At 65.3% G+C, this 15,860-nt stretch carries 16 protein-coding genes; 11 read left to right on the top strand and 5 right to left on the bottom strand.

What is annotated here, in order from left to right:
- Nucleotides 1–53: 53 nt before the first annotated feature.
- Nucleotides 54–869, top strand: coding sequence for a hypothetical protein (locus EEY80_RS16860; protein ID WP_126978517.1), 816 nt, complete (start codon nucleotides 54–56; stop codon nucleotides 867–869).
- Nucleotides 870–876: 7 nt separating this feature from the next.
- Here the strand turns inward: EEY80_RS16860 and EEY80_RS16855 are convergent, their stop codons facing one another.
- On the bottom strand, nucleotides 877–1,173 hold the full coding sequence (locus tag EEY80_RS16855; RefSeq protein WP_126978515.1) for an Arc family DNA-binding protein: 297 nt from the start codon (nucleotides 1,171–1,173) through the stop codon (nucleotides 877–879).
- 149 nt (nucleotides 1,174–1,322) lie between these two features.
- Between EEY80_RS16855 and EEY80_RS16850 the strand changes: the two genes are divergently transcribed.
- From EEY80_RS16850 to EEY80_RS16840, 4 genes are read left to right on the top strand one after another with little or no spacing between them, the layout of a single operon-like run.
- Entirely contained in the window at nucleotides 1,323–1,634 is a 312-nt protein-coding gene (locus EEY80_RS16850) for a hypothetical protein (RefSeq protein ID WP_126978513.1), read from the top strand.
- Entirely contained in the window at nucleotides 1,631–1,789 is a 159-nt protein-coding gene (locus tag EEY80_RS20175; RefSeq protein ID WP_164738289.1) for a hypothetical protein, read from the top strand. The genes EEY80_RS16850 and EEY80_RS20175 overlap by 4 nt, the downstream gene beginning before the upstream one ends.
- Nucleotides 1,790–1,791: 2 nt before the next feature.
- A complete protein-coding gene (locus tag EEY80_RS16845) occupies nucleotides 1,792–2,145 on the top strand; it encodes a helix-turn-helix domain-containing protein (protein WP_126978511.1) in 354 nt (117 codons plus the stop codon).
- A complete protein-coding gene (locus EEY80_RS16840) occupies nucleotides 2,034–3,176 on the top strand; it encodes a tyrosine-type recombinase/integrase (protein ID WP_126978509.1) in 1,143 nt (380 codons plus the stop codon). The genes EEY80_RS16845 and EEY80_RS16840 overlap by 112 nt, the downstream gene beginning before the upstream one ends.
- Nucleotides 3,177–3,329: 153 nt before the next feature.
- On the opposite strand, the gene EEY80_RS16835 is transcribed toward EEY80_RS16840, so the two are convergent.
- A complete protein-coding gene (locus tag EEY80_RS16835) occupies nucleotides 3,330–4,208 on the bottom strand; it encodes a DMT family transporter (protein WP_126978507.1) in 879 nt (292 codons plus the stop codon).
- A 115-nt stretch (nucleotides 4,209–4,323) separates the two neighbouring features.
- Between EEY80_RS16835 and EEY80_RS16830 the strand changes: the two genes are divergently transcribed.
- Nucleotides 4,324–5,163 (top strand): helix-turn-helix domain-containing protein, encoded by an 840-nt coding sequence (locus tag EEY80_RS16830; RefSeq protein ID WP_126978505.1) that lies wholly within the window; start codon nucleotides 4,324–4,326, stop codon nucleotides 5,161–5,163.
- Nucleotides 5,164–5,229: 66 nt separating this feature from the next.
- Here EEY80_RS16830 and purU read toward each other — a convergent pair whose 3' ends face one another.
- Nucleotides 5,230–6,114 (bottom strand): formyltetrahydrofolate deformylase, encoded by an 885-nt coding sequence (gene purU, locus EEY80_RS16825; RefSeq protein ID WP_126978503.1) that lies wholly within the window; start codon nucleotides 6,112–6,114, stop codon nucleotides 5,230–5,232.
- A gap of 519 nt (nucleotides 6,115–6,633) precedes the next feature.
- On the opposite strand from purU, the gene EEY80_RS16820 reads away from it, so the two are divergent.
- Complete coding sequence (locus EEY80_RS16820) at nucleotides 6,634–8,241, top strand: BCCT family transporter (RefSeq protein WP_407920741.1); 1,608 nt, start codon at nucleotides 6,634–6,636, stop codon at nucleotides 8,239–8,241.
- Between the two features lie 61 nt (nucleotides 8,242–8,302).
- Here EEY80_RS16820 and EEY80_RS16815 read toward each other — a convergent pair whose 3' ends face one another.
- On the bottom strand, nucleotides 8,303–9,334 hold the full coding sequence (locus tag EEY80_RS16815; RefSeq protein ID WP_164738288.1) for a GlxA family transcriptional regulator: 1,032 nt from the start codon (nucleotides 9,332–9,334) through the stop codon (nucleotides 8,303–8,305).
- 226 nt (nucleotides 9,335–9,560) lie between these two features.
- Here EEY80_RS16815 and EEY80_RS16810 point away from each other — a divergent pair, with 226 nt between their 5' ends.
- The 4 genes from EEY80_RS16810 to EEY80_RS16795 all read left to right on the top strand — a co-directional run bounded on the left by EEY80_RS16810 (nucleotide 9,561) and on the right by EEY80_RS16795 (nucleotide 14,816).
- The gene (locus tag EEY80_RS16810) at nucleotides 9,561–10,310 is read left to right on the top strand and encodes an electron transfer flavoprotein subunit beta/FixA family protein (RefSeq protein WP_126978500.1); all 750 of its coding nucleotides are present in this window, start codon (nucleotides 9,561–9,563) and stop codon (nucleotides 10,308–10,310) included.
- Nucleotides 10,311–10,327: 17 nt separating this feature from the next.
- Entirely contained in the window at nucleotides 10,328–11,257 is a 930-nt protein-coding gene (locus EEY80_RS16805; RefSeq protein WP_126978498.1) for an electron transfer flavoprotein subunit alpha/FixB family protein, read from the top strand.
- A gap of 2 nt (nucleotides 11,258–11,259) precedes the next feature.
- On the top strand, nucleotides 11,260–12,177 hold the full coding sequence (gene folD, locus EEY80_RS16800; protein WP_126978496.1) for a bifunctional methylenetetrahydrofolate dehydrogenase/methenyltetrahydrofolate cyclohydrolase FolD: 918 nt from the start codon (nucleotides 11,260–11,262) through the stop codon (nucleotides 12,175–12,177).
- A gap of 77 nt (nucleotides 12,178–12,254) precedes the next feature.
- Nucleotides 12,255–14,816, top strand: a complete 2,562-nt coding sequence (locus EEY80_RS16795) for a GcvT family protein (RefSeq protein WP_126978494.1) — start codon at nucleotides 12,255–12,257, stop codon at nucleotides 14,814–14,816.
- A 42-nt stretch (nucleotides 14,817–14,858) separates the two neighbouring features.
- On the opposite strand, the gene EEY80_RS16790 is transcribed toward EEY80_RS16795, so the two are convergent.
- Entirely contained in the window at nucleotides 14,859–15,761 is a 903-nt protein-coding gene (locus EEY80_RS16790; protein WP_126978492.1) for a LysR substrate-binding domain-containing protein, read from the bottom strand.
- Between the last annotated feature and the right edge of the window lie 99 nt (nucleotides 15,762–15,860).

Genomic DNA, 15,860 nt, shown 5'->3' with positions numbered 1-15,860 from the left:
CGTCCGTCTCTCAAATGCGTAGGCTCGCAGCCAGCAAAACATAGGAGGGATGGGTGCGGGAGTTTCTTTCGAAGAACTGGGAGCGCGTTGCCTTTTCATTGATCGGCGGAACATTCTTGGCATTTAGCATCGCGCGTCTCTACAATAACGACTTGGTCTCCGCCGCGGCGTCCTTTGGCATGGCGCTACTTAGCTTTGTGATGTCAAAGCTGTCACGATTCAAAAAAATCAAGGGGTTTGGGATCGAGGCGGAGCTTTGGGAGGATACGCAAAAAGAAGCCGCAGATTTGATAGAAAGACTTCGAGTTGTCGTCTCGATCTATACGCGGGAAGTGGTGCTTGGTGCCGCGATGAGAGGTAGATGGGGAGCATCCAACAGCTGGAGGGAAACTTGGAAGCTCTACGATGACCTGGTTCAGCAGCACAATGAGTTGGGGCAAAAGCTGGATTTTGGTGACTTGGAGGCGAAGGTTAAGAAGATCTTTGTGCTTGATATTATGAGGTATTTGTTCGATCCGATACATGCTGCTGTGGTAGCCGGAAGAAACGAAGCACAAAAAAGGCTTTCGGCTGAATTTGGTCCGGTGATCAAGGATCATGTCGCCTACAGTGCGCGAGTGGCAAAACTGCGTGAAATACCCCAAAACTATCGGCCGTACATAGATGCAGAGTATGAAGGGGATGTCGCAGGCGACGCAATCAGTTGGGCCGAGGATGCGCAGAAGAAACTGCGGGATTCATTTGGGGTGGACGTTCACTTCGATGAAGGGATAATGATGAAACTTAGGCGGCTCTCTCGTGAGGTTCGGTCCGGCACGCGTTTGGCGAATGATGAGTGGATAGATTTAGTGGATCGCAACAGGGATTAGAGAATATTCAGCTGTTTTTTCTAGCCTCAATTGCTGCAATTCGTTCTTCCAGTGACTCGATTCTTTCGATTAACCGCGCTTCGGCGGCGATTATTTTTCTTTCTGCTCGCATCGTTGGTGAACGCTGAGTTAGAGTTACCCAATCTTCTTCGGAGCTAAATGAAACCGCCAATCTCTGCATGATTTCAGCGGTCACTGACCTGTTGTTGGCTTTGGCGGCGACCTCTAGGCGGCTTCGCAGATCTGATCCCTCTGGAAAGCGAACCAGCATCTGTTCCCCAGATTGTTTCCGTTTCTCGCTCAACGAGTTTCCTATCTTGGAGATATAAATTAGATATATGAGGCCGATTCTAGTGTATATCACTAAGATAGGCCGCAGCGAGACGCAACCGGACTCGAGCTGACCAAACACTACCTCAGTGCTTCAGTTAAGGCCTCGAAGGAGAAAGAGAAATGACCGACGAACAGATGCTTGAAGACGTGCGGGCGGATGAGGAAGTGACCTGCGCGGAGAACATCCTGGCTGAGATCAACGCACTCGTTGTGCCGTGCCTTGGCGAGGACGGTGAAAAGCTGTTCTTCATCGATGCTTCGATGGATGACGAAGTAGTCGTGGACTTGGGCGAGGCCCTGACCCGTGACGAACTGCTGAAACTGGCAGAAGTCCTTCAAGCTAGGCTGTTGCTGGTTCAAGAGGCGCTCGTGAATGACGCGGTGGCGCAAGCTCTTGCCGCCCGCGCCCGTGTCGCGGGAGAAGCTGCATGACGCGGATCATCGTCGACACTACTTCTGAAACCGGGATCTTCTTCGTTCGCCATGCGGGCGTTTCTACCGGCTACAAAACTCTGGCCGAAGCACAGGCCGCAGCCGAGGCGATCAAGACCAGCCTCGGCGGGATGGCCAGCATCAAGACGGTCTGACGATGTCCGTCATCACCCTGCGTAAACCGAAGGCCCCCACCGGGCCTTCGGACGATTTTCCGCTGATGACCGCGGCCGAAGCGGCCGAGAAGCTTGGCATAAGCGTGAAATCCGTCATGAGCCACGTCCATGCCGGACGCCTCCGCTTCATCAACATCGGCACCGCGAAGCGAAAATCCTACCGCTTCACCCCCAAGAACCTCAGCACTTTCATCGCGAACCAGAAGGTCCGGGAGACGCCCAAGTGTCTGTCTTTACAAATAAAAAAGGCATCTATCAAATTGACTTCGTCCTTAAAGGACACCGGGTTCAGCGCAATGCCGAAACCCGGAACCGGCGCGAAGCCGAAGCCCTAGAGAAGACCCTTCGGAAGGAACTGCTGGCCGACATCGAACAGCAGAAAGCCGCGGGCAAGGGGCCGCTGACGCTCGACATCGCCTTCGGCCGCTACTGGCAGGAAGTCGGGCAGCACCATGCGAACGCAGCCGATACGTGGCGCGACATCGCCCGCCTGATCGGGCGCCTTGGCAAGAACACTCGCCTTGACCAGATCACAGATCGGGATGTTGCCGAACTGGTCGCTTGGCGCGCCTCTCACACGATCGGTGGAAAGACAGTCCGGAAGGACGGCAGCCCGATGCCGTGCATTTCCTCCGCCACCGTCAATCGAACCTGCACATTGGTGCTGAAGAACCTGTTCGGTCGGGCGAAGAGGGTCTGGCGCTACAGCTTCCCGAACGAACCGATCTGGCGCGACCACCTGCTGAAGGAGCCGCAGGAGCGAACGCGAGAACTGCATGACCACGAAGCGGAGGCGCTGGAAGCGGCCGTGCGAGCCGACTATGCGCCTTGGTTGGAGTTTGCCCGTCTCACGGGCTTGCGCCGCCGCGAAACCCTTCTGCGGTGGCGGGACGTAAACTGGGGTGCCAAGCAGATCACCATCATGGGCAAAGGGGGGCGGAAGGTCACGACACCGATCACCGAGGCCGTCCGGTTTCTGCTGGAACCGCTCAAGGGCCATCACCCCGAATGGGTGTTCACATATACTGCCATGAAGACCCGCGCCGGAAAAGTGCGGGGGCAGCGGTATCCCATCACCTTGGAGGGGGCTAAGACCCAATGGCGCCGCACGCGCGAGAAGGCGGGCGTTGTTGACTTCCGGTTTCACGACATCCGGCACGATGTGGGCACAAAGCTTCTTCGGGCCACCGGAAACGTCAAGCTGGTGCAGCGGACTCTGAACCATGCCGACATCAAGACCACGCTCCGCTACGCGCATGTTCTAGACGACGAGGTAGCCGCCGGGCTGGAAGCACTCGCTAACCGGAGGCGGAAAGTCCCTGAAGAAGTCCCTGCTGCGGCCAAGACGGCGAAAGCAACCAATTGATATTAATTGCAAATTCATCCTCCGCCAAACTCCTTCGGGAGCAGGGGGTCGGAGGTTCGAATCCTCTCGCTCCGACCAAGAATTCCCCCTGATGATGAGTGCCGCGATAGGCGTCCTTTCCGGGACGCTATCCCCTCTCCGCCCGGCGGTCCGCTAGGCGATCAGGGGCGCGGGCCGCCTCAGGAACATCACGGCATTGCCGGCGCAGGCCAGGGCCAGACCGATCACCGCCGTCGGGGTCCACTGGTAGCCCTCCACCAGGGTCGAGGCGGTCAGGGCGACGATGGGGAACAGGACGGTTGCATATCCGGCCTGGGCCGAGCCGATCCGCGCCACCAGCATCAGGTAGGTCGTGAAGCCGACGACCGACCCGACGATCGCCAGATAGACCAGCGCGACCCAGTAGCTCGTCCGCTCCGGCAGGCCCAGAGGCTGCCCCGTCAGCATGACGATGGCCAGCAGGCACAGCGCGCCGATCGCCATGCCCCAGGCGTTGGCCGTGACCGGCGTGATTCCCAGCAGACCGTTCTGCCGCGACGCCATGTTTCCCAGGGAAAAGAACAGGGTTCCCAGCACCGCCCAGCCGATGCCGGCCAGGGTGGCCGGATCGACCATCACGGCGATGTCGTTCCAGAACAGCAGGAGCAGGCCGAGCGCGCCCAAGCCCCCCGCCAGTATCGTCCGGCCGCGGATCGGGTCGCCGAAGAACAGCCGCGCGTTGACGGCGTTGAAGATCGAGGCCAGCGAGAAGATGACCGAGACCAGCCCCGACGGGATCAGGGAGGCGGCCATGTAAAGGCCGATGAAGTTCAGGCAGAACAGGCACAGCGCCTGCACGATGACGAACCACCATCTGGCGGGGCGCTTCAGCCGTCCCAGAACCGCAAGCCCGGCAAGCATGACCGCCCCCGCCAGCGCGAAGCGGTAGAAGATCGAGACGGTGACGGCCAGTTCTCCGACCTGGGCGGCGATGGCAATCCAGGTCGTCCCCCAGATCAGGACGGTGGCGACAAACAGAAACGGCGTGCTCATGCGATGGCTCCTTCACGGCCCGTATAGACGAGGCGGCAGGCGGCCTTTTGCAGGATCTTGCGGTCAAACGAGGGGGCGGCGTGGCGCGGTCCGGCGGCCTGCGCTAAAAGGCGTCATGGCCGCCACCATCCGCGATTTTCTCGAAGGTTCCCCCGCCGCGCGCAAAACGGCGTCCTTGCCCATGGGCGCGGCGAGCGGGGTCGCGATCTGGGAAAACCGCGACGACCGCATCAGCTATGTCGCGCCGCGCGGCCACGTCTTCAGCTGTTACCTGACGGGCGGAACCGGCACGCGCCGGGTGGATGCCGGGCCGGAAACCGGGCGGCCGGGCACGGTCTGCATCATGCCCGAAGGCCAGACCTCGGAATGGGAGATCACGACGCCCTTCCGCTTCGTGCATCTCTATGTCCCGGACGATCAGCTCCGGGCGGCGTTCGCCCTGACCCACGATTGCGATGCCCGCCGGATGGCCCTGCCGGAACTGACCTTCGCCGAGGTGCCGGAGCTTGTCCTGCCGCTGGTGGCGCTGGCCGAGGCGGCCCGGCGCCACGATCTGCTGATGGCCGATACCGCGGTATCGGATCTGGTGGAGCGGCTGGGGACGCGCGCGGTCACCCTGAAGGGCGGGCTGCCGGCGCATCTGATGCGGCGGATCGACGAGTGGATCGAGGCCCATCTCGATCAGCCGATCCGGCTGGCCGACATCGCGTCCCTGACCGATCTGTCGCCGTTTCACCTGCACCGGATGTTCCGGGTGTCGCGGGGGCTTCCCCTGCATGGCTGGGTCACGAACCGGCGGATCGCGCGGGCAAGGACGTTGCTGGCCGGGACCACGCCCCTGATCGAGATCGCGCAGGCCTGCGGCTTTTCCAGCCAGAGCCATTTCACCAGGGTTTTCAAGGACCGGACCTCAACGACGCCCGACGCCTATCGGGGACTGTGGCGCCGGGGATAGGGCCAAGGCGTCGGGCGTTCCGCCTGTCGGCCGCGGCCGGGTCCAGCGCCCCCGGGGGCAGGCGCCTCAGCCCATCCGTTCCGAGGCGTATTCGTTCGGGCTGGCGGGGAAGACGACGGTCTTGTCGCCGCTGATGAAGACGCGGCGGTGGATATGGGCGTGGATGGCGCGGGCCAGGACCTGGCTTTCGACGTCGCGGCCAAGGCTGACATAGTCGCCGGCGCTTTGGGCATGGGTGACGCGGACGGTATCCTGTTCGATGATCGGACCCTCGTCCAGATCGGCGGTGACATAGTGGCTGGTGGCGCCGATCAGCTTCACGCCCCGGTCGAAGGCCTGCTTGTAGGGGTTGGCGCCCTTGAAGCTGGGCAGGAAGCTGTGGTGGATGTTGATGATCCGGCCCGACATCTTCTGGCATATCTCGTCCGACAGCACCTGCATGTAGCGCGCCAGCACGATCAGATCGGCGCCGGCATCGCGGACGATGCGCATCTGTTCGGCTTCCGCCTCGGTCTTGTTCGCCTTGGTGACCTTGATGCAGTGGAAGGGGATGTCGTGGTTCACCACGACCTTCTGGTAATCCATGTGATTCGAGATCACCGCGACGATGTCGATGGGCAGCGCGCCGATCCGCCAGCGATACAGAAGGTCGTTGAGGCAATGGCCAAAGCGGCTGACCATGATCACGACCTTCATCTTCTCGCCCGCGTTGTGGAAGGCATGCACCATGTCCGACCCCTGGGTCGCGGCGCGGAATTCCTGATCCAGCTCCTCACGGGTCTTGCCGGCCTCGGAGGCGAAGCTGAGGCGCATGAAGAACCGGTCGTTCTGCAGGTCGGTAAATTGCGAGCTGTCATGGATGTTGCAGCCCGCCTTGGCGAGAAAGGTGGAAATCGTCGCAACGATCCCGGTCCGGACGGGGCAGGAGACGGTCAGGATAAGCTGGGACATGGGCGATTTCCTCTTTCGCGGTCGCTGTCGGGGGATGGCGCGGGCCGGGCTGCCGGTGGACGGTGCTGGCCGGTGACACAGGCCTAGTCGCTCGCCGGGCCGGGGGCCTGAAGATTTGCGACACAGTGCCAGCAGCATTGCGCCAGCGCCGCCCGGCGGAGGAGCGCCATCCCGCGGCCGTCTGCCGCCGGCCCGGGTTTGCGACGCGAAACTACCCCCGGAATGTCGCAATCGTTCTGCGACCGCGCGGCGGCTTGGACACATAACTGTCAGACTTCACATTGCTTGCCTCGTCCCACGTCCCGAGTCAGCCGCAAACTGCATGGAAAGAAGGCCGCGGGGGCGATGCCCCTGCCCGGCCCGGCGCCTTCGCGTCCGGGCAGGGGCGGCGCTTTGCCCGCTGCAAAGAGCAAGACGGCGATCATCGGCAGGGACATCCCCGAGGCAGGCACAGGGCCAGCTCAGGAGGACGACGATTTGACCTATGCGACCAAGGACGGCGAGGAGGCCGCACCGCGGATCGACACACCACCCCCGGACAGCGTGATCCAGACCGACTACCAGACAGGGCAGGACAATATCGAGGGCCAGCTGGGCCCCTTCGATTTCAGCGTCCACAACCCCGTCTTCCTGATCTCGGCGCTGTGCGTGATCGCCTTCGTGGCCTTCACCCTGATCTTCCCGACCCTGGCCGCCGACAGTTTCTCGGCCTTGTTCTCTGCGGCGACGAAGGGCTTCGACTGGTTCTTCATCGGGGCCGCCGACGTCTTCGTGATCCTGTGCCTGGTGCTGGTGATCAGTCCCTTCGGCCGGATCCGCCTTGGCGGCGCGCAGGCAAGACCCGACTTCGGCTATGTCAGCTGGTTCTCGATGCTGTTCGCGGCCGGGATGGGCATCGGCCTGATGTTCTATGGCGTCAGCGAGCCCCTGAGCCATTTCAGTTCATCCGCGGGCGGCATCGCGGCCGGTGCCGACGGGCTGCGCACCGACTGGGCGCCGCTCGGCGCCGCCGCAACCGAGGCCGAGGCCGTCCGCCTGGGCATGGCCGCGACGATTTTCCACTGGTCGCTGCACCCCTGGGCCATCTATGCGGTCATGGGCCTCAGCCTTGCGCTGTTCAGCTACAACAAGGGCCTGCCGCTGACGATCCGCTCGGTCTTCTATCCGATCTTCGGCGAACGGGTCTGGGGCTGGCCCGGCCATGTCATCGACATCCTTGCCGTCTTCGCGACGCTGTTCGGGCTGGCCACATCGCTCGGCCTTGGCGCCGCGCAGGCCAATGCCGGCTTCAACAAGCTGTTCGGGATGCCGGTCGACGAGACATGGCAGATCGTCATCATCCTCGGGATCACGCTGATCACCCTCTTCTCGGTCGTGCGCGGCCTCGAGGCGGGCGTCAAGCGCATGTCCGAGATCAACATGGTGCTGGCCTTCGGGCTGCTGATGTTCGTGCTGCTGGCCGGCCCGACGGTCCTGCTGCTGACCCAGGCGGGGGATTTCCTGCTGGCCTATCTGCAATACCTGCCCGCGCTGTCGAACCCGGTCGGGCGCGACGACGTGAACTTCATGCAGGGCTGGACCTCGTTCTACTGGGCGTGGTGGATCAGCTGGTCGCCCTTCGTCGGGATGTTCATCGCCCGCGTCAGCCGCGGCCGGACGGTGCGCGAGTTCCTGATCTGCGTGCTGCTGATCCCCTCGCTCGTCTGCGTCGGCTGGATGTCGATCTTCGGCGGTCAGGCCATCAACCAGCTGCTGAACGACGGCTATGTCGCCGCCCGCGACGCCGACCTGCCGCTGCAGCTGTTCGCGATGCTGGACGGTCTGCCGATGACGCAAATCACCAGTCTGGTGGGCATCGTGCTGGTCATCGTGTTCTTCGTGACCTCATCGGATTCGGGCTCGCTGGTGATCGACACGATCACCTCGGGCGGCAAAACGGATGCGCCGACCCTGCAGCGCGTGTTCTGGTGCACCTTCTCGGGCGTGATCGCGGTGGTGCTGCTGCTGTCCGCCGGCGGCCTGACGGCGCTGCAATCCATGGTCATCTCGACGGGGCTGCCCTTCACGGTGCTGCTGCTGATGATGTGCGTGGCGGTCTGGAAGGGACTCGCCAGCGAGCCGCGCTAGGGGGACACGCCTGCGTTCAGGCCGCCGTTTCCGGCCCCCGCCCCGGCGGGGGCCTTTCCCGCTACCGCGCCTGCCGCAATGCCAGCGGCGTCTGCCCATAGCGGCGGCGGAACATGCGGCTGAGATGCGAACTGTCGCAAAAGCCGCATTCCAGCGCGATCTGCGAGATCGCCCTGTCGCCCGAGACGATCAGGTGATGCGCCAGCGACAGCCGCATGTCGAGGAACGCAGCCTGGGGCGAGGTGCCGAGCGCGGCCTGGAAATGCCGTTCCAGCTGGCGCTTGCTGTGGCCGATCCGTCGCGCGATCTCGGCCACGGTGAAGGGTTGCTCGATGTTCTGCTGCATCATCAGGAGGGCGCGCAGGACCATTGGATCGCGGGTCTTGAACTCCATCGTGATGCCGGGCTGCGGCTTGTCGGCCTGCAGCGCCTCGTCGATGATCATGATGTGCAGGCTCTTGCTGGCCTGCGCCCGGCCGACATGCTTGTCCACCAGATAGGCCGCCAGATGCGCGGAACTTGCCCCGCCGGAACAGGTCAGCCGGTCGCGGTCCACCACGAAGATCTGGTCGGTCACGGGGTTCAGCCCCTCGAACTGTTCCAGGAAATCGGCATGGTGGAACCAGCTGACGCAGCAGCGATAGCCGTCCAGCAGCCCCGCCTGGTGCAGCAGGAACGCGCCGGTGCAGACGCCGACCAGCGGCACGCCCGCCGCCGCCGCATCGTGCAGGAAGCGGTGATAGCCCGGCGGCAGGATCGCCTCGTCCTCCATCAGGCCGCCGATGACGACGACATAGTCGAATCGGGTCGGATCGCCGAGGCGCTCTTTCGGCTGCACGCTGATCCCGCAGCTGGACATCACCGGTTCGAGCGTGTCGGACAGGACCGTCCAGTTGCACAGGATCTGCCGGCTGCGATCGCCCTCATCGGCGGCAAGCCGCAGCACATCCACGAAATTGGCAAAGGCGCACAGCGTGAACCGCCGGGCCAGGATGAAGCCGACGGAGAGGCGCACATCGCCCTGCTGGCGGCGCATGGGGCGCGGCGGCGCGGCGCGGGGCGAGGTGACGGTCGGGGCGGGGGCAGCGCTCATGGCGGCGGCTCGCGGGCAATGTGTCGGTTTCATGTCGTAGCTCTAATCCCGCGATGACGCAAATGTCCTGTCGCGCGGCCCGGGCCTGCGGCAAGGTCAGGGTCAGGCGGACCCGTCGATCTGCCCTTGTCCCGCCCGGGTATTCGCGCGGAGATGGGGGCGGCGGCAGGACCGATGCGGCAACCACGGCTGCCCCGGCGCGGGGACGCGACAGAAAGGAAGCGCCATGAAGATCCTTGTCCCGGTCAAGCGGGTGGTCGACCACAACGTCAAGATCCGCGTGAAGGCCGATGGCTCGGGCGTCGACCTGTCCAACGCCAAGATGTCGATGAACCCGTTCGACGAGATCGCCGTCGAACAGGCGATCCGCATGAAGGAGGCAGGCGACGCTTCGGAGGTGATCGTCGTCTCGGTGGGGCCGGCGCAGGCGCAGGACGTGCTGCGCACCGCGCTGGCGATGGGCGCCGACCGCGCCATCCTGGTCGAGGCGGAGGGCCGCGTGGAGCCGCTGGCTGTCGCAAAGATCTTGCAGTGCGTCGCGCAGACCGAAGAGGCCGGGCTGGTCGTTCTGGGCAAGCAGGCCATCGATGACGACTGCAACCAGACAGGCCAGATGCTGGCCGCGCTTCTGGGCTGGAGCCAGGCGACCTTCGCCAGCCGGATCGAGCTGGCGGGCGGCCGGGCGCTGGTCACGCGCGAGATCGACGGCGGCCTGCAGCGGATCGAGGTGACGCTGCCCGCCGTCGTCACCGCCGACCTGCGCCTGAACGAGCCGCGCTATGCCTCGCTGCCGAACATCATGAAGGCCAAGAAGAAACCGCTGGTCCAGCAGACGGCCGGGGAGCTGGGCGTCGACATCGCCCCGCGGCTGACCGTCGTCCGGGTGGAAGAGCCCGCCTCCCGCGCCACCGGCATCAAGGTCGCCTCGGTGGCCGAGCTTGTGGACAGGCTGCGGACCGAAGCCGCCGTCATCTGATCCGGGGAGATACCGACATGGCCATCCTTCTGTTCGCCGACCACGACAACGCCTCCCTGTCCGAACACAGCGCCCGTGCCCTGGGGGCCGCGCTGCAGATCGGCGCCGAGGTCGACATCCTGATTGCCGGTCAGGGCGCCGCCGCCGCAGCCGCCGCCGCCAGCACCCTGCAGGGCGTGCGCCGCGTCCTTCTGGCCGAGGGCGACGCCCTTGCCGAACGTCTGGCCGAGCCGACCGCGGCGCTGATCGTCTCGCTGGCCGGGAAATACGACACCATCCTCGCCCCCGCGACCAGCAGCGGCAAGAACGTCCTGCCGCGCGTCGCCGCCCTGCTGGACGCGATGCAGGTGTCGGACGTGATCGAGATCGTCGCGCCCGACACCTTCAAGCGCCCGATCTATGCCGGCAACGCGGTCGAGGTGGTGCAGGCCGGCGGCCCGCTGCGCATCCTGACCATCCGCGGCGCCAGCTTCGCCCCCGCCGCCGGCGGCGGCGCGGCGCCGGTCACCGCCATCGACGCGCCCGCCGTGCCCGCGCTGTCCGCCTTCCGCGAGAACCTGCTGTCGGCCAGCGACCGGCCAGAGCTGTCGTCGGCCCGGATCGTCGTCTCGGGCGGCCGCGCGCTCGGCTCGAAGGACCGCTTCGATGCGGTCATCAACCCCCTGGCCGACAAGCTGGGCGCCGCCGTCGGCGCGTCGCGCGCGGCGGTCGATGCGGGCTATGCGGCCAACGACCTTCAGGTCGGCCAGACCGGCAAGGTCGTCGCGCCCGATCTCTATATCGCCTGCGGCATCTCGGGCGCGATCCAGCATCTGGCCGGCATGAAGGACAGCCGTATCATCGTCGCCATCAACACCGACGGCGAGGCGCCGATCTTCCAGGTTGCCGATTACGGCATTGTCGGCGACATCTTCGACGTTGTCCCCGAACTGGAGCGCGCATTGTGAGCATGGCTGCCGCGACCGAGGCCGGGTCCCGCGGGGCGGACGCCGCGATCATCGACGGGCGCGCCCATGCCGATGCGCTGGGCGACCGCATCGCGGCGCAGGCCCGGGACTTCGCCGGCAGGACCGGCCGGGCCCCGGGCCTTGCCGTCGTGCTGGTCGGCACCGATCCCGCCAGCGAGGTCTATGTCCGCTCCAAGGGCCGGATGGCCCGCAAGCTGGGCATGGAAAGTTTCGAGCATGTCCTGCCCGAGACGGTGTCGCAGTCCGACCTGATGGCGCTGATCGGCCGGCTGAACGCGGACGAGACGGTGGACGGGATCCTCGTGCAGCTGCCGCTGCCCGGGGGGCTGGACAGTCTGGCGGTGATCGAGGCGATCGACCCGGGCAAGGACGTGGACGGGCTGCACCCGATCAACGCGGGCTATCTGGCCTCGGGCCTGCCGGGGCTCGTCTCCTGCACGCCCTACGGATGCCTGATGCTGCTGCGCGACAGCCTCGGCGATCTTTCCGGGCTGGACGCGATCGTCGTCGGCCGCTCGATCCTCGTCGGCAAGCCGATGGCGCAGCTGCTGCTGGCGGCCAACTGCACGGTGACGATGGCCCATTCCCGCACGAAGGGTCTGGCGGCGAAGGTGGGGCAGGCCGATATCGTCGTCGCCGCCGTCGGCGCGGCCGAGATGATCCGCGGCGACTGGATCAAGCCCGGCGCGACGGTGATCGACGTCGGCACCAGCCGGGTCGAACGGGACGGCAGGATGCGCCTTGTCGGCGATGTCGACTTCGCCGGCGCCCGCCGGCGTGCACGCGCGATCACGCCGGTCCCGGGCGGGGTCGGGCCGATGACCATCATGACCCTGATGCACAACACGCTGATCGCGGCCCACCGCCGCGCCGGCCTTCCGGCCCCCGATCTGGGCTGACCCGCCGCCCGCCGCCCCCCGCGGCGGGCCTTTCCCATCTGCGGGTGCGCCCGCGTCAACGACCAAGGAACCCTCTCATGTCCGCTTTTCCCTCGTCTGCCCGGGTTGTCATCGTCGGTCTTGGAGGGATTGTCGGCGCGTCCGTCGCACATCACCTGATCGAGAACGGGTGGGACGACATCGTCGGGATCGACAAGTCGGGGATCCCCACGGATGTCGGCTCGACGGCGCATGCCTCGGACTTCTGCTACGCGACCAGCCACGACCTGCTGTCCTGCTGGACGACGATGTATTCGATGAATTTCTACGAGAAGCTGGGCCATTACCGGCGCATCGGCGGGCTCGAGGTCGCGCGGGTCGGCGATGACGCCCGCATGGCCGAACTGAAGCGCCGCGTCGACAGCGGAAAGGCCTTCGGCACCAATGTCTCGATCATCTCGGCGGCCGAGGCCAAGGCGAAGTTCCCGCTGCTGGAAGAGCACCTGATCCAGGGCGCGCTGTGGGACCCCGATGCGGGACTCGTGGTGCCGCGCTCGCAGACGGTGGCCGGCAAGCTGGTCGACATGGCCGAGGCCGCGGGCAAGCTGAAGGCCTTCGCCAACACCCCCGCGCTGGAACTGATCCACGAGAACGGCCGCATCACCGGCGTCAAGACCAGCCGCGGCACGATCATGGCCGACCATGTCGTGGTCTGCGCGGGCCTGTGGGGACGCCTGATCGCCGAGATGGCGGGCGAGGATCTGCCGGTGATGCCGGTCGATCACCCGCTGACCTTCTTCGGCCCCTATGACGAATTCGCGGGCACCGGGCTCGAGATCGGCCGCCCGCTGCTGCGCGACCAGGGCAACTCGGCCTATCTGCGCGACACCGGAGACCCCAACACCACTGAGGGCGGCCAGATCGAGTGGGGCTATTACTACGAAAAGGACGTGCGGATGGTCCATCCGCGCGAGCTTCTGGAAAAGCACGAGGCGCGGCTGTCGCCCTCGCAGCGCGATCTGGTGCTGGACGACGTGATCGAGCCGCTGGAGCGCGCCATCGAGCTGACGCCGATCCTGGCCGAGCTGGGCTTCAACGAGGGCCATTCCTTCAACGGCCTGCTGCAGACGACGACCGATGGCGGGCCCTCGATGGGCGAAAGCCGCAAGCTGCGGGGCCTGTGGTATGCGGTCGCGATCTGGGTCAAGGATGGGCCCGGCATGGGCAAGCTGATCGCCGACTGGATGACCAAGGGTCGGACCGAAATCGACCATCACGGCATCGACTATGCCCGCTTCAACGACTTCCAGCTGTCCGAGGACTACATCTGGGGCCGCTGCGCCGAAACCGCCGCCAAGATCTACAACCCGCCGGTCCATCCGCGCGAACCCTTCGCCAATGCCCGCGGCATCCGCCGCTCGCCCTTCCACGAACGGGAACGCGAACTGGGCGGCTATTTCATGGAACTGGGGGGCTGGGAGCGCGCGCATGGCTATGCCGCCAACGAGCACCTGCTGGAAAAATACGCGGATCAGGTTCCCCTGCGCGAGAATGAATGGGACAACCGCCATTTCTGGCGCGTCTCGAATGCCGAGCAACTGGAGATGAGCGCGGATTGCGGCATCATCAACCTGTCGCATTTCCACATGACCGACATCACCGGCCCCGACCATGTGGCGCTGATGGAGTGGCTGTGCGCCGCGAAGATCGGCGGCGAGGGCAATATCGGCAAGGGCATCTACACCCATATGCTGGACGAGGAAGGCATGGTCCGTGCCGACTTCACCGTCTTCCGCATGGCGGATCGCTGCCGGCTGGTGAACGGGGCGGATGCCGGCCCGCGCGACCTGATCCACCTGCGCCGCGTCGCGCAGGATCGCGGGCTCGACGTGACCGTCACCGACGTGACCGAGGACTACACGACGATCGGCATCTGGGGGCCGAACGCGCGCGCGAACCTCAAGAAGGTCGTGGCCGACCCGGACGCGCTGGACGCGGCGAACTTTCCCTTCGCCGCCATCCGCGAGATCGAGATCGCCGGCCGCACCGTGATGGCCTTCCGCATCTCCTATGTCGGCGAGCAGGGCTGGGAACTGCACATGCCCTATGGCGACGGCCTCGCCGTCTGGGACGCGCTGCGGGATGCGGGCGTGATGGCGGTCGGCGTCGAGACCTATGCCAACTCGCGCCGGCTGGAGAAATCGCTGCGTCTGCAGAACGCCGATCTGCTAACCCAGTACAACCTGCTGGAGGCCGACCTCGCCCGCCCCAAGGTCAAGGAGGCGGATTTCTGCGGCAAGGCCCGGCATCTGGAATACCGCGCCCGCGATCACCAGCCCGCGATGCTGTGCACGCTGGTGATGACCGACAACGTGGACAGCCGGGGTGAGGCCCGCTACCCCGTCGGCACCCTGCCGGTGATGGACCCGGACAGCGGCGCGGTGCTGGTCGACAGCCTGGGCCGGCGCTCCTACACCACCTCCATCGCCTATGGCCCGAGCATCGGCAGGAACATCGCGCTGGCCTATCTGCCGTGGGACTACTGCCAGAAGGGCCGCAAGCTGACGGTCAGCTATTTCGACGAAATCTACCCGGTCGAGGTTGCCGGCATCGGCTATGCCCCCCTCTACGATCCCGAAAATGCCAAACCCCGGAGCTGAGTAGCAGAGGGATTAGCTGAGATAACCCCCGGTCGCGGCTGCCTATCCGGCCGCGACCTGCCCCGTGCCGTTTCCCTGGGCGACCAGCCAGTCCGCCAGCAGCCGCGCATTGGCCGAGGCGCGGCCATGGATTCGCAGGTAGAACGGATAGGGCGAGGGCAGGACCTCGGGCACCAGGGCGCGCAGCCTGCCGCGGGCCAGATAGGGGCCGGTCAGCGCCTCCCACCCCAGCACCGCGCCGATGCCGTCTTCGGCCGCCTGCAGCGATACCAGATAGTTGTTCAGCGTGAAGCCCGGCCCGCGCGGCTCCACCGAGGCCACCTTGCGCAGCCAGTCGGCCCAGGTCGTCCATTCCGGTTCGTCCGAGCGGGTGTGGATCAGCGGAACCGCCGCCAGATCGGCGAGGCTGGCGATGCGATGCCTCTCCATGAAACTGTCGGTCCCGAGCGCAAGGATGCGGTCCTGCATCAGGATCGCCGTCTCGTCCTGCACCTCGGCCGGATCGCCGTAATGGATGCTCAGATCCACCCCCTCGGGGGCGGCGCCGTCGTGAACCGCCTGCGACAGCGCCACCTCGGGATGGGCGGACAGGAAGCCCGCCAGACGGGGCATCAGCCACAGCGCGCTGACCGCCGTCGTCGCCGCGATCGACACGCCCGAGCGGACCGAGCGGCTGCGGATGCGGCTTACGCTTTCGGCGATTCCCTCAAGCCCGCGTTGCAGGGCCACGAACAGCAGGGCACCCGCCTCGGTCAGTTCAACTCCGCGATAGCGGCGGATGAACAGGGGCTGGCCCAGATGCTCTTCCAGCGCCTTGATGCGGTGGCTGACGGCGGCCGAGGTCACGTTCAGTTCGCCCGAGGCGCGCTTGAAGCTCAGGTGCCGGGCGGCGACCTCGAAACAGGCCAGATCGCCGAGCGGAGGCAGGTTGTAGGGCTTGGGCATGATGTCGCATCCGCGCTATAAGATGTCGCAGCCGTCATTTGGCGGAATGAGTTTAGCCAAGGTAATCTAGCTTGAGTTTTTTGGGCATTGTCAAGAAAC

Source organism: Frigidibacter oleivorans, from assembly GCF_003993775.1.
Classification (GTDB): domain Bacteria; phylum Pseudomonadota; class Alphaproteobacteria; order Rhodobacterales; family Rhodobacteraceae; genus Frigidibacter; species Frigidibacter oleivorans.
The sequence above is the reverse complement of the archived record's forward strand: the minus strand, read 5'-3'. Positions and strand labels throughout refer to the sequence as shown.